The organism is Methylobacterium sp. 22177 (genome assembly GCF_052045615.1).
Lineage (GTDB): Bacteria > Pseudomonadota > Alphaproteobacteria > Rhizobiales > Beijerinckiaceae > Methylobacterium > Methylobacterium radiotolerans.
The window spans coordinates 1-11,897 of sequence record NZ_JBQEPK010000052.1 but is presented as its reverse complement, the minus strand read 5'-3'; the positions used below and the strand labels follow the sequence as shown (position 1 = coordinate 11,897).

The 11,897-nt window shown below is 66.4% G+C and carries 13 protein-coding genes and 1 pseudogene; 11 read left to right on the top strand and 3 right to left on the bottom strand.

Annotated elements, in window-relative coordinates; all coding sequences use genetic code 11:
* Positions 1–3 precede the first annotated feature (3 nt).
* From ACTJK8_RS28120 to ACTJK8_RS28075, 10 genes are all read left to right on the top strand, one after another.
* Complete coding sequence (locus ACTJK8_RS28120) at positions 4–1,014, top strand: DUF6352 family protein (RefSeq protein ID WP_012320143.1); 1,011 nt, start codon at positions 4–6, stop codon at positions 1,012–1,014.
* A gap of 1 nt (position 1,015) precedes the next feature.
* Positions 1,016–1,528 carry a DUF3305 domain-containing protein gene (locus ACTJK8_RS28115; RefSeq protein ID WP_012320144.1) on the top strand — a complete coding sequence of 171 codons (513 nt, stop codon included), beginning with the start codon at positions 1,016–1,018 and terminating at the stop codon, positions 1,526–1,528.
* Positions 1,525–2,274, top strand: a complete 750-nt coding sequence (locus ACTJK8_RS28110; protein WP_012320145.1) for a DUF3306 domain-containing protein — start codon at positions 1,525–1,527, stop codon at positions 2,272–2,274. Before ACTJK8_RS28115 ends, ACTJK8_RS28110 begins: the two co-directional genes overlap by 4 nt.
* Before the next feature lie 109 nt (positions 2,275–2,383).
* A complete protein-coding gene (locus ACTJK8_RS28105; protein WP_012320146.1) occupies positions 2,384–2,986 on the top strand; it encodes a TorD/DmsD family molecular chaperone in 603 nt (200 codons plus the stop codon).
* Between the two features lie 88 nt (positions 2,987–3,074).
* Positions 3,075–3,317 (top strand): formate dehydrogenase, encoded by a 243-nt coding sequence (locus tag ACTJK8_RS28100; protein WP_024829467.1) that lies wholly within the window; start codon positions 3,075–3,077, stop codon positions 3,315–3,317.
* A gap of 7 nt (positions 3,318–3,324) precedes the next feature.
* Positions 3,325–6,267, top strand: a complete 2,943-nt coding sequence (locus ACTJK8_RS28095) for a formate dehydrogenase subunit alpha (protein ID WP_063110917.1) — start codon at positions 3,325–3,327, stop codon at positions 6,265–6,267.
* 16 nt (positions 6,268–6,283) lie between these two features.
* The gene (gene fdh3B, locus ACTJK8_RS28090) at positions 6,284–6,880 is read left to right on the top strand and encodes a formate dehydrogenase FDH3 subunit beta (protein WP_012320149.1); all 597 of its coding nucleotides are present in this window, start codon (positions 6,284–6,286) and stop codon (positions 6,878–6,880) included.
* An 89-nt stretch (positions 6,881–6,969) separates the two neighbouring features.
* Positions 6,970–8,007 (top strand): formate dehydrogenase subunit gamma, encoded by a 1,038-nt coding sequence (locus ACTJK8_RS28085; protein ID WP_440762875.1) that lies wholly within the window; start codon positions 6,970–6,972, stop codon positions 8,005–8,007.
* A 63-nt stretch (positions 8,008–8,070) separates the two neighbouring features.
* A complete protein-coding gene (locus ACTJK8_RS28080; RefSeq protein WP_076728852.1) occupies positions 8,071–8,310 on the top strand; it encodes a hypothetical protein in 240 nt (79 codons plus the stop codon).
* Between the two features lie 57 nt (positions 8,311–8,367).
* Positions 8,368–8,922 (top strand): hypothetical protein, encoded by a 555-nt coding sequence (locus ACTJK8_RS28075; protein ID WP_083374373.1) that lies wholly within the window; start codon positions 8,368–8,370, stop codon positions 8,920–8,922.
* Between the two features lie 65 nt (positions 8,923–8,987).
* On the opposite strand, the pseudogene ACTJK8_RS28070 reads toward ACTJK8_RS28075, so the two are convergent.
* A pseudogene (locus ACTJK8_RS28070) lies at positions 8,988–9,247 on the bottom strand (transposase); the annotation flags it as partial.
* Between the two features lie 486 nt (positions 9,248–9,733).
* On the opposite strand from ACTJK8_RS28070, the gene ACTJK8_RS28065 reads away from it, so the two are divergent.
* Complete coding sequence (locus tag ACTJK8_RS28065) at positions 9,734–10,201, top strand: hypothetical protein (protein ID WP_440762874.1); 468 nt, start codon at positions 9,734–9,736, stop codon at positions 10,199–10,201.
* A gap of 50 nt (positions 10,202–10,251) precedes the next feature.
* Here ACTJK8_RS28065 and ACTJK8_RS28060 read toward each other — a convergent pair whose 3' ends face one another.
* Both ACTJK8_RS28060 and ACTJK8_RS28055 read right to left on the bottom strand, forming a co-directional pair.
* Complete coding sequence (locus tag ACTJK8_RS28060) at positions 10,252–10,569, bottom strand: DUF4288 domain-containing protein (protein ID WP_440762881.1); 318 nt, start codon at positions 10,567–10,569, stop codon at positions 10,252–10,254.
* 104 nt (positions 10,570–10,673) lie between these two features.
* A complete protein-coding gene (locus ACTJK8_RS28055; RefSeq protein WP_440762873.1) occupies positions 10,674–11,159 on the bottom strand; it encodes a hypothetical protein in 486 nt (161 codons plus the stop codon).
* Between the last annotated feature and the right edge of the window lie 738 nt (positions 11,160–11,897).

Here is an 11,897-nt window from a genome sequence, read left to right as displayed (position 1 = left end):
CGGATGACCGAGTTCTGGGTCTCAAGCGGCCACCACCTCACGCAGCGTACGGCCGGCGGCGGCCTCGCGGTCACGGACGAACTGATCCTCGCGTATCTGGCGCGGCCCGAACTCGTGCCGCCGGACGACGCCTGCGCGTCCGAGATCGCCCTCCATGCCGCCCTCCTGGACGCGCCCCGGCGGCGCGTGGAGCCCGCCGAGATCGCCGCCATCGCCGACGCCGACGCTCGGGAGAACTGGGCGGTGATCCTCGCCTTCCGCGATCGACTGCTCGCGGCCCGCTCCGTGGAGGCCGGATATCTGTCGCTCGTGCGCGGCGACCTCCAGGGCGTGCCGTCCCTGTTCCTGAACCAGCTCGTCCACCTGATCCTGCGCAATGCCCTCGACGGCTGCGACGATCCCTTCGTCCTGCGCGCGGCCGAGCTGTTCTTCCGCCCCCAGCGCGTGAGCTTTCACGAAGGCGCCGTGCTCCTGGCCGATGCCGAGGTGATCGCCGCCCGCGAAGGCAGTGCGCCGCTGTCGCCCCTGCTGACGATGCTGGGCAAGGAGGCGGCGAACGAGCTGGACGTGCTGACGGCCGAGAATGCCTGGACGTACTGGAGCCGGTCGGACGCCTTCACGATGGCGCTCAATCTCGGCTCCGATCCCCGCAGCCGCGCGGGCTTGGCCCGGGTGATCGAGACCTTCGTGGGCCACCTGCTGAACGTCGCGGTGCGCGTGACGCCCCTCGACCGGCTGGAGGACCCCGACTGGCGCTGGTTCGTCGGCCTCGACTCGGAGGCGACGCGCCTCGGCAACGCGCTCTGGCGCGGCGACGCGCTCGATGCCGGAACGCGCGAGCGGGTGCTCGCCGTGTTCAGCCTGACCTTCGACGACCCTACGCAGGTCCTGCCGGCTGTGGGGGAACGTCCGGTGTATCTCCTGCTCGCGGCGGCGCCGGATCGCAGCGTGCAGCTCAAGCCGCACAATCTCGTCGTCGGGTTGCCCCTCGCCGAAGGCCGGGAGGCCGCCTGACATGTCCACGACGCCCGAGCACCGTTTCGAGATCGGCATCATCGTCGCGCGGCGGCGCCTGACCGGCCCCTGGGCGAGCCATGCCTGGATCCCGGTCGGGGCCCTGCCGGCGGCGGCGGCCGCCTCGCCCTGGACGAAGCTCTCCGAGACCGAGGGCGAGGCGACCTTCTATGCCGGCTCGTACGAAGTCGCGCTGCATCCGGGCGAGACCGGGCACTACCGCGACAATCTCGTCTCCGGGCGCCCTTCCCTCTGGGTCGCCCTGCGCAACAACGGCGACGAGACCTACGCGGTCGCGAGCGTCACGGCCGACCCCTATGAGGGGGAATCCATGGCCGAAGGGGTCGGCGAGATCGTCGAGCCGGTGCCGATGCCGCCTGAGGTGCAGGCGAAGCTGCTGGCCTTCTTCGAGGCCTTCCACGTCGAGCGCAAGTTCGAGAAGCGCAAGCGCGACCGCGCCGATCCCGAGGCGCTGGCCCACCGGGCGCAGGGGACTCGGGAGCGGCGCGAATGAGCGAGAATTTCCTCTCGCGGTGGACCCGGCGCAAGCGCGCCGTGCGCGCGGCCGCCCTGGCGGAACGGGCCGCGCCGGCCGTCTCCGCCAGGGCGCCTCTCCCGGAGCCGGACGCGGAAGGCGCCGAGGCGGATCTCATCGCGCCGCAGACCGGCCCCGAGGCGCGGCCGCCGGAACCGGAGCCGGCGGACGATCCCGTGCTGGATCTCCCCTCCCTCGAAGCCCTGACCGCGGAGACCGACCTCGCCCCGTTCCTGCGGGCCGGCGTCCCGGCGGTCCTGCGCAACGCGGCCCTGCGCCGGATGTGGTCGCTCGACCCCGCCATCCGGGACTTCGTCAGCGAGGCGCGGGAATACGCTTACGACTGGAACAGCCCGGGCGGCGTCCCCGGCCTCGGCCCGCTCCTGCCGAGCGACAACGTCCAGGCGATGCTCGGCCGTCTCCTGGGCGGGGCCGCCGAAGCGACGCCGGCATCGGCTGAGACCCCCGACAGCCCGCCCGACGGTTCGCCGGAGCCCGGTCAGACGCCGGAATGTCCTCTCGCGGCCGATTCCGCTCCGCCCGGACCTGATCCGGCGGACCACGCGCCGGCCCTCCCGGCCCCCACGGCTACGGTCCAGCTAGCCGCTCCGGCCTTTTCTGATCCGACGCCCGCGCGCGACTCCGTGCCCGCAGCCGACGGAAAGGAGACGCGTCCGGAACCGCGCCTGCGGCGTCACGGCGGCGCGATGCCCAGTACGAGCTAGGAGATTTGGATTGCGGGAGATAAGAGCCTTTCTTATTGTCGTTCCAGAGAGCGAGATCGGTCCGATCTCGGGCGAGTAGAACACTCCAGTGGCGTCGGCGTTCGGACCTATGGAATCGGAGGCGCTGGGCGGCGCCCGCGTGGACGACGTCGACGGACTTCGCGCGCGGCACTACGACCTCCTGGCCGTCCTGCTCGGACGTCCGCCCGGCCAGGACCTTCTCGATACGCTCGCCGGCCTCTCGGGCGGCGGAGGGATCCTCGGTCAGCACGTCGCGGATCTGAGCCGCGCGGCGGCAGAGACGACGGGCGCAGAGGTCGAGCGCGAGTTCTTCGCACTCTTCATCGGCGTTGGTCGGGGCGAGCTTCTCCCCTACGCCTCCTACTATCTCACCGGCTTCCTCAACGAGCGCCCGCTCGCGCTGGTCCGAGAGGACCTCGCGGCTCTCGGCCTCTCGCGGGTTGAGGCCATGAGCGAGCCGGAGGACCACCTGGCCTTCCTCATGGATGTGATGGCGGGGCTCGCCGGCGGGCGGTTCGAGGCCGGGCCCGATGTACAGGCACGCTTCTTCGGCCGGCACCTCGTTCCCTGGGCAGATCGCTTCTTCGAAGATCTTGAGCGGGCGAAGAACGCGCGCTTCTACCGCGCGGTGGGCAGCCTGGGACGGACCTTCATGGAGGTGGAGGCGGAAGCCTTCGCGATGGATGCGTGACGGGGATGCGGTGCCCGGTGGTCGCAGCGTGACCGAAACGCGTGACGTGGGTTTCCTATCCAGCGGGTGTCGCTGAGGGAGTTGGATGATGCGGCAGGATCCGAAGACACTCGGTCGTCGCCAGTTCTTTCGGGCGCTCGGCGGGAGCACCGTGGCGGCCGCCGCCGCGGTCGCGTCGCCGATGGCTGCGACGGAGGCCCAGGCCTACGACCCGGGCCAGGACGAGACGCGCAGCCGGTACCGCCTGAGCGATCACGTGAAGGCGTTCTACCGGACCAACGGCTACGAGACGCTCCTGAAAAATCCCGATCCTGCGCCGGGGACGAAGTGAGGCTGCCATGCTGACGAAGCGGAAGAGCGGCGAGGCCAGCCGCAGCAAGCATCAGGCGGTCGCGGCCGGTCTCGCGGCCGGCGTGCTCGACCGGCGTGCGTTCCTGCGCAAGTCCGGGCTCACGGCCGGCGCGCTCGCCGCCGCGGGCTCGATTCAGCTCGGCGCCGTCCGCAAGGCCGAGGCCGCCGGCTCGTCGGCGGTCGGGCCGGAGACGGTCATCAAGAAGAACATCTGCACGCATTGCTCGGTCGGCTGCACGGTGACCGCCGAAGTCGTGAACGGCGTCTGGGTCGGCCAGGAGCCGTCCTGGGCAAGTCCCATCAACCGCGGAACCCATTGCGCCAAGGGGGCCGCCATCCGCGAGCTGGTCTCGTCGGACCGCCGCCTGAAATATCCGATGAAACTCGTCGGCGGCCAGTGGCAGCGGATCTCCTGGGATCAGGCGATCGACGAGATCGGCGACAAGCTGCTGCAGATCCGCGAGAAGTGGGGCTCCGATTCCGTCTACTGGCTGGGCTCGGCCAAGTACACGAACGAGGCCGCGTACCTGTTGCGGAAATTCGGGGCGTTCTGGGGCACCAACAACGTCGACCACCAGGCGCGCATCTGCCACTCGACCACCGTGGCGGGCGTGGCGAATACCTGGGGCTACGGCGCCCAGACCAACTCGTACAACGACATCCGCAACGCCAAGACCATGATCATCATGGGCGGCAATCCCGCCGAGGCGCACCCGATCTCGATGCAGCACGTGCTGTCCGGGAAGGAGATCAACCGCGCCAACCTGATCGTCATCGACCCCCGTTTCACCCGCACGGCGGCGCACGCCACCGACTACGTGCGCATCCGCTCGGGGACCGACATCCCGGTCGCGTGGGGCATGCTCTGGCACATCTTCCAGAACGGCTGGGAGGACAAAGAATTCATCCGCCAGCGCGTCTACGCGATGGACGACGTCCGCAAGGAGGTCGCCAAATGGACGCCCGAGGAAGTGGAGCGCGTGTCCGGCGTGCCGGGCGAGCAGCTCCGCCGCATCGCGGAGAAGTTCGCCAAGGAGAAGCCCGCCACCATGATCTGGTGCATGGGCAACACGCAGCACACGGTCGGCACCGCCAATGTGCGCGCGCTCTGCATCTTGTGCCTGGCCACGGGCAATGTCGGCAAGCCGGGCACGGGCGCCAACATCTTCCGCGGGCACACGAACGTGCAGGGCGCGACCGACCTCGGCCTCGATGTGACGACCCTTCCGCTCTACTACGGGCTGGTCGAGGGTGGTTGGCGGCACTGGGCCCGCGTCTGGGAGGTGGACTACGCCTGGCTGCAGTCGCGCTTCGATGAGGTTCCCGCGGCGGCCGGCCGCAAGGCGCGGTCCCGCAAGGAGAACATGGAAACCCCGGGCATCACCTCGACCCGCTGGTTCGACTCCGTGAATCTCCCGCCCGAACAGATCGATCAGCGCAGCCCCACGCGGGCGATGATGATCTCGGGCCATGGCGGCAACACCGTCACGCGCCTGCCCGAGGCCCTCGAAGGCCTGAACAAGCTCGACCTGATGGTCGTCGCGGACCCGCATCCGACCACCTTCGCGGCGCTCGATGCCCGGCAGGACAACACCTACCTGCTCCCGATCTGCACCTCGCTGGAGATGGACGGCTGCCGCACGGCCTCGAACCGGTCCCTGCAATGGGGCGAGCAGATCGTGAAGCCCGCCTTCGAGTCCAAGAACGACTACGAGTTCCTCTACCTGCTCTCGAAGAAGCTCGGCTTCGCCGACCCGATGTTCAAGAACATCAAGGTCGAGAACAACGTCCCCCTGGCCGAGGACATCCTGCGGGAGATCAACCGCGGCGGCTGGTCGACGGGCTATTGCGGGCAGTCGCCCGAGCGCCTGAAGGCGCATATGCGCAACCAGCAGAAGTTCGACCTCGTCACCCTGCGGGCGCCGAAGGACGATCCGGAGGTCGGCGGGGATTATTACGGCCTGCCCTGGCCCTGCTGGGGCAAGCCCGAGATCCGCCATCCGGGCTCGGCCATCCTCTACAACACGGCTTTGCACGTGAAGGAGGGCGGCGGCACGTTCCGCGCGCGCTTCGGCACCGAACGCAACGGCGAGACCCTGCTGGCCGAGGATTCCTACTCCAACGGCTCGGACCTGACCGACGGCTATCCGGAATTCACCCTCGGCGTGTTCAAGAAGCTCGGGTGGGACAAGGATCTCACGGCGGACGAGCTGGCGACGATCCTGAAGATCGGCGGCGACAAGCCCGACACGGTGAGCTGGGCGACCGACCTCTCCGGCGGCATCCAGCGCGTCTGTCTCGAGCACGGCGTCTCGCCGTTCGGCAACGGCAAGGCGCGCGCGAATGCCTGGAATCTGCCCGACCCGGTGCCGGTCCACCGCGAGCCGATCTACTCACCGCGCCCCGATCTGGTCGCCAAGTACCCGACCCGGCCCGACGAGCGGCAGTTCCGCATGCCCAATATCGGGTTCTCGGTGCAGAAATCCGCGGTCGAGCGCAACGTCGCCCGGGACTTCCCGATCATCCTCACCTCGGGCCGCCTCGTCGAGTACGAGGGCGGCGGTGAGGAGACCCGCTCCAACCCGTGGCTCGCCGAGCTGCAGCAGGACATGTTCGTCGAGATCAACACCGGTGACGCGGCCGAGCGCGGCATCAAGGATGGACAGTGGGTCTGGGTTACGGGCGCGGAGAACAACTCCAAGACGAAGGTGAAGGCCCTCGTGACCGACCGCGTCGGGAAGGGCGTCGCGTTCATGCCGTTCCACTTCTCCGGCTGGTACCAGGGCAAGGACATGCGCGACTACTACCCGAAGGGCACCGACCCGGTCGTGCTCGGCGAGAGCGTCAACACCGTCACGACCTACGGCTTCGATCCCGTCACCGGCATGCAGGAGACGAAAGCCACCCTGTGTCAGATCCGAGCGGCCTGAGAGGAGCGACCTGATCATGGCGCGCATGAAGTTTCTCTGCGACGCGGATCGTTGCATCGAGTGCAACGCCTGCGTCACCGCCTGCAAGAACGAGCACGAAGTGCCGTGGGGCATCAACCGGCGGCGGGTGGTGACGCTCAACGACGGCAAGCCCGGCGAGCGCTCGGTCTCGATGGCCTGCATGCACTGCACCGACGCGCCCTGCGCGGCCGTCTGCCCGGTCAACTGCTTCTACACCACCGCCGACGCGGTGGTGCTGCACTCCAAGGACATCTGCATCGGCTGCGGCTACTGCTTCTACGCCTGCCCGTTCGGCGCACCGCAGTACCCGCGCGTCGGGAACTTCGGGTCCCGAGGCAAGATGGACAAGTGCACCTACTGCTCGGGTGGCCCCGAGCCCGATCTCTCGACCGCCGAGTACGAGAAGTACGGTTCGAACCGGCTCGCGGAGGGCAAGCTGCCGCTCTGCGCCGAGATGTGCTCGACCAAGGCTCTGCTCGCGGGCGACGGCGAGATGATCGCCGAGATCTACAAGCAGCGGGTGATCAAGCGCGGGTACGGCTCGGGGGCCTGGGGCTGGAAGACGGCCTATCGCGAGACGATCGCGATCTGATGTGGGGCTGCTCCTCGGCTGAGGGGCGCGCCGGAACAGGGACCGCGGCAGCGTCCGCGGACCGCTCGACCGATCTGAAAGGAACGCCGATGCGGCGGGCATGGACGCTTCTCAGCACTCTCGTCCTGGCAACGGCGCTCTGGGCTGCACCGGGTGTCCACGGGGCCGCGCAGGCGCAGAACCCGATCCAGGCCGATGGCCGGAACCCGACGGGGGCGAATCCCACGGCGGATTCGATCAATGAGGAGCTTCTGTTCCGGCAGGCCCCCAAGATCAGCGGGCGCATCAGCATCCCGGACGGCAAGGCCGCCAACCTGATCCAGCCGCAGGGTCGCGCATACCAGATGTTCCGCGAGGGCTGGCTGCCCTGGATCGGGGCGCTCATGATCCTCGGCATGCTCGGGGCCCTGGCGCTCTTCTTCCTGTGGCGCGGCCGCATCATCACGGATCACAGCCAGGAATCCGGCAAGAAGATCCTCCGCTTCAACGCGTTCGAGCGGTTCACGCACTGGATGACGGCCGTGTGCTTCATCATCCTGTCGCTGTCCGGCCTGAACTACATCTTCGGCAAACGGCTGCTGATGCCCGTGATCGGACCGGAGGCCTTCGGCGCGCTGGCCCAGTACGCGAAGTACAGCCACGTCTATCTCGCCTGGCCCTTCATGCTGGGTGTCGCCTTCATGATCGTCGTCTGGATCCGGGACAACATCCCGAACCGGATCGACTGGGAGTGGCTCAAGGCGGGGGGCGGCTTCATCGGCAGCAAGCACCCGCATGCGGGCCGCTTCAACGCGGGCCAGAAGGGCGTGTTCTGGATGGTGGCCGGCTTCGGCGCCGCCATGGGCGCCACCGGCCTGATGATGCTCTTCCCGTTCGCGCTCGTCGACGTCAACGGGATGCAGATCATGCAGGTGATCCATTCCCTGATCGGCATCGTCTTCATCGCCGGTATCCTGGCCCACATCTACATCGGCACGCTCGGGATGAAGGGCGCCTACGACGCGATGGGCAGCGGTCAGGTCGATCTGGCCTGGGCGCGCGCGCACCACGACCTCTGGGTCGAGCAGGAGCAGGCCCGCACCGCCAGCGGCCCGCAGCTCGGATCCCGCCCGGCACCGGCCGAGTGAACGACCGGGTTGGCGTCCCGGCGTCACACCGGATGCTCCGGGCTCCTATCAGGGACCACTGACATGAAAGCTTTCATCGCCGCCGTCCTTGCCGCCGTTCTCCTGGGCGTCGCGGCCATGCTGGCGCTCACGAGCAATCAGAAGTTCGCCTACCAAGCGTTCGCCACCTCCGGTGCTCGGGTCTCCGAGCCGGGCACCAACTTGGTCGGCCCGCGTTGGACCGGCGACCCCGCTCCCGATGAGTTTGCCGGCGAGCCGCATGGAAAAGCCGAGGGTGCCGCCTCGCAGCCGAAGCGTTCCTGAGGCCCAGCCTTCGAGCACCACTGCGACGTGACCAGGCTTTCAGGAGGAGCGCATCCGATGAAGCGACGACTGAGCACTTTCGCCCAGGCAATCGGCCTGGCAGGGGCCCTGCTCGCAGCGGACAACGCCCTCGCGCAGGAGAGCGGCACAGCCGTTCCCACCGGGCGTCCAGCCAATCTCTGCCAGGAGCTTCTGGCCTTCGTGAAGCAGCCGAATCCAGCGAAGGAGGCCGCCGCGACGCCTCCGCAACAGGCGACCGCCGTCTCGAATCCTTCGGGAGCGAGCCAGGGCACGCCATCGGCCGCCGGCGGCGACGTCCAGCAGAAATCCGGCTTGAGCGGGCCGACCCCGGGAGGCTCGCCAAATCAGGCGGGCACCGATGCCCAGCGCGGGCAGGGGAACCAGGCGGCGAAGGATGCGCCGAGTGCCGCCAAACCGGCCTCATCACCTCACCCGGACGCGGCCACCATCGCGACGGTCGAGGCCGCTGCCGCAGCCGACGACCAGCTCGGATGCCGTTCGGCCGCGCGGACGATGCGGACGCACGGTGTGGCCCTCCCGCCACCACTCCTTGCATTGGCCGCGCTCGATCCGAAATTTTATGCCCAGTAGTATGCGGTCTTTGCCAAGCGATAGTGAGTTAAAGTAACTGCTGACAGAGCTAGACGCTGTTCTAGACCTGTGGCGTGTCGAGCGAACTGTCTGGGCGTGACGCGGACGAAGGCGACGAAGTGCAGGTCTGCCAGGGGTCTGGCACAGCGCTCATAGTCTTTGACGAGACGGCGGAAGCACCTGGCCTCGACAAAGGAGCGCTCGACCACCCACCGGCGGGGAAGCAGCACGAAGTCGCGCTTGGCCTCCGGCAGCTTGCCCCCTCCAAGGCAATGCCGTGCGAGCGTGCTGCCGCGGCCCGCTTCTCGCCCTTGTAGCCCTGATTGTGGATGCACCTCGAAGGACAATGGCGAGAGGTTGGCGGTCTTCAATTCGTACGTTTCACGGCCGCCGAAGGGCGTGGTCTCCGAACGTCGCGTGCGACGCGATACCACCAAGTCCAGCCGCGGAGCACGCCCTGACGCTCAGCAGCTTTTCTCAAGCCCCGTTTCACGGATCGGTCCAGACAGCCGCCCGGACGAGCAGCCCGCGTCCGCTTGCGGGGTGCTGCCGGATTTGGCTGGACGGCGGCAATGGGCGCGAAGCCGAACGTCCGGTTTTTCGTACTGATGATTCGGCGTGACGTGCTCCGGCCGTGAGCGGCCCGTCCGCTTCGGAGAGGGCGAGCCGAAAAGCGGACGGGCGACTACCGACCCTACTCAGACGCCCAGACCACCGTCGGCGCTTCTCCAAAGCGGCCGTTCGTCAGCCGTCCGGCAAATTCGGCCCGGGGTGGTTTGCAGACCCCATTGGCTCCGACCTGATCGGCGGCATGGAGGACTGGATCGAGCACTTCCGAGCAGCAGCGGAAGGGTTGGTCGTCGCCCACGTCTGGCGAGGCTACGGCTCGGCCCTCTTCGTCGAATTTGGTGCACTTATGCCCACAACCCGTATGCGCAAAGACGGTAGGCCCGCCGCGCCCTCAGGTGAGATCGGTCTGATGATCGAAGCCGACTGGCGTATCGAGGACGCGTGCACCATCGTGTGCGGCAGTGGCAACGATGAGGAACTCTGGGTGCCGACGTTCGCCAGTCTCATCGGCAAGCACGTCGTCAACGTGGCGACGTTCGGGCGTTTGCCCGAGATCTTGGTCTCGCTCTCGGATGGCTTTCACGTTGCGTCGTTCTCGACCCTGGAGGGCGATCCCGAGTGGACATTGTTCGACCGGCGAAGCACCGCGCCAATTGCGGTCCATTGTCGGTCCGGCGCGATTATCGAGGAGCAAGCAAGTCCTGCTTAGGGTGTCTTGCAGGCCCTTAGCGCAGGTCCGCAATGGGTGGTTTGCGGACCTCAACTTGGCTCCGGTGACTGCGCCAACCAACCGTCGTTGAGGCAAAGCCGCTCGCCCTCGTAGAGCCAGGACGAGACCTCCATGCCATCAGCGAGGTCTCGGTCGTAGAGGGTCTGGCACTCTACGACCCGCTGAAATATCGACGCCGCGTCCTCGCCATTCATATTGCGAAACTTGTTTTGGCGTTGAAGACCAATTTCAGCATCCCTCACGCAAGCTTCAGCCTCATCCTGAGCGTTGACGATATGAATGGCCAGTTTCCGCAGTGGCGCGTGTGGGATGGCTCCCGCGACCCGACACTCCGAGAGAAGCGACACAGCAAACAAAGGCACTAGTTCGCCCTCTCAATGACCATTCCCGCACTCGATACCGACCCACGTCGGCCGCCCTGAACATCACCGACGTTTTAAAAGGCGGCCATTCATCGGTGGTCCGGCAAACTCGCTTCAAAGGTAGAGGGGATGTCCGCGTTTTTGTGGTGGCGCTCATGGTTCGAGAGATACACAAGTCGGAGAAGATCTCGCCCAAGCCAGTTGCACATGTGGCGGCCCCAATCCGCGATGAGGCGTTCCTCTGCTGTCACTGGGCGATGATATTTACTCGAAATATGAACAGATCCGTCCTCCATTTGCGCTTGTTTTACATAATTTGGCGTTCCGTCGGAGAATTTCAGATACATATATGCGAAAACGACTAGGTGCCTTTTGCCTAATGAAAATAAACAGTTTTCTATAAAGCCTACGGCGGATTGAACAGCTTGAAAATCATTCATCCTAACTGTGCGTTCGAGCCGCACAAAGGCTAAAAAGACGCGGCTATTTTCGAGGATAATTCGTCCATCATGTGATTTGTGAGCCCCGTGCCGCATCAGTTTCTGTTTAACAAAAGCGTAGATTGAGGTGGCCATTGCCGAACTCTGTCGTGCGAGCCGCCATGATCGCTACGGTTCGTGATCGGGCGGATCGGCGGTGTCTGTTTCCCTGCATTGTCGCCCGAAAGCGGACCGGCGGAAATCCACTCAAGCGGGCATTCCGGAAGCGACCCAACCCGGCTACCCGGATCGCGCTCCGCGCTTCCCCAAAGCAGCCGTTCGTCCGCCGTTCGGCAACTTCGGCGTGGAATTGGGGAGCCTCACCACTCCTGATGACTGGTGGAACTATCGCGATCTTGCTTGCGCCTGGGTGCTTCTTGATCCTGCCGATTGTCATCCATGTTGACGATCACGGTCCCTCGGCGACCTCTGCCCATCCAGAGGTTCCCTGAGGGGCCACGAAAGCCCGCATAACCGTTCGCGCAATATACGGTCCCTGCACGTTCGGTACACGGCGGGGCCAAGGGAGCTGGCTCCACTGGAAACAGGACAGAGGCTAGGGCTACGGCTGACCCAGCTGAGGCCATCACAGAGCCTAAGGCCACGGCGGATACAATGCGCATGTCCAGATGTTATGCATCCTGTGGTTGCATATCAACTCATCTACGCAACCCAAATCCGAGGCTGCACGGACATCGAACGGCTTGGTAAACATCAGGCAGGAGTTCAGCCAATCGACAGACGAACACCCGCAAGTCTTGATAACTCAACCGGTTCTGGTTTTCCGGAGCGCGGCTTGATTGCGTTGCGAGCTGCAGCACGGCTCGGTGCGGC

What these genes read in the sequence shown, in the direction of transcription:
- ACTJK8_RS28100 (WP_024829467.1), top strand. Translation starts at nt 3,075, where the DNA reads ATGCGGCAGGATCCGAAGACACTCGGTCGTCGCCAGTTCTTTCGGGCG.
- ACTJK8_RS28120 (WP_012320143.1), top strand. Translation starts at nt 4, where the DNA reads ATGACCGAGTTCTGGGTCTCAAGCGGCCACCACCTCACGCAGCGTACG.
- ACTJK8_RS28115 (WP_012320144.1), top strand. Translation starts at nt 1,016, where the DNA reads ATGTCCACGACGCCCGAGCACCGTTTCGAGATCGGCATCATCGTCGCG.
- fdh3B (WP_012320149.1), top strand. Translation starts at nt 6,284, where the DNA reads ATGGCGCGCATGAAGTTTCTCTGCGACGCGGATCGTTGCATCGAGTGC.
- ACTJK8_RS28095 (WP_063110917.1), top strand. Translation starts at nt 3,325, where the DNA reads ATGCTGACGAAGCGGAAGAGCGGCGAGGCCAGCCGCAGCAAGCATCAG.
- ACTJK8_RS28065 (WP_440762874.1), top strand. Translation starts at nt 9,734, where the DNA reads ATGGAGGACTGGATCGAGCACTTCCGAGCAGCAGCGGAAGGGTTGGTC.
- ACTJK8_RS28110 (WP_012320145.1), top strand. Translation starts at nt 1,525, where the DNA reads ATGAGCGAGAATTTCCTCTCGCGGTGGACCCGGCGCAAGCGCGCCGTG.
- ACTJK8_RS28105 (WP_012320146.1), top strand. Translation starts at nt 2,384, where the DNA reads ATGGAATCGGAGGCGCTGGGCGGCGCCCGCGTGGACGACGTCGACGGA.
- ACTJK8_RS28080 (WP_076728852.1), top strand. Translation starts at nt 8,071, where the DNA reads ATGAAAGCTTTCATCGCCGCCGTCCTTGCCGCCGTTCTCCTGGGCGTC.
- ACTJK8_RS28075 (WP_083374373.1), top strand. Translation starts at nt 8,368, where the DNA reads ATGAAGCGACGACTGAGCACTTTCGCCCAGGCAATCGGCCTGGCAGGG.
- ACTJK8_RS28055 (WP_440762873.1), bottom strand. Translation starts at nt 11,159, where the DNA reads ATGGCCACCTCAATCTACGCTTTTGTTAAACAGAAACTGATGCGGCAC.
- ACTJK8_RS28085 (WP_440762875.1), top strand. Translation starts at nt 6,970, where the DNA reads ATGCGGCGGGCATGGACGCTTCTCAGCACTCTCGTCCTGGCAACGGCG.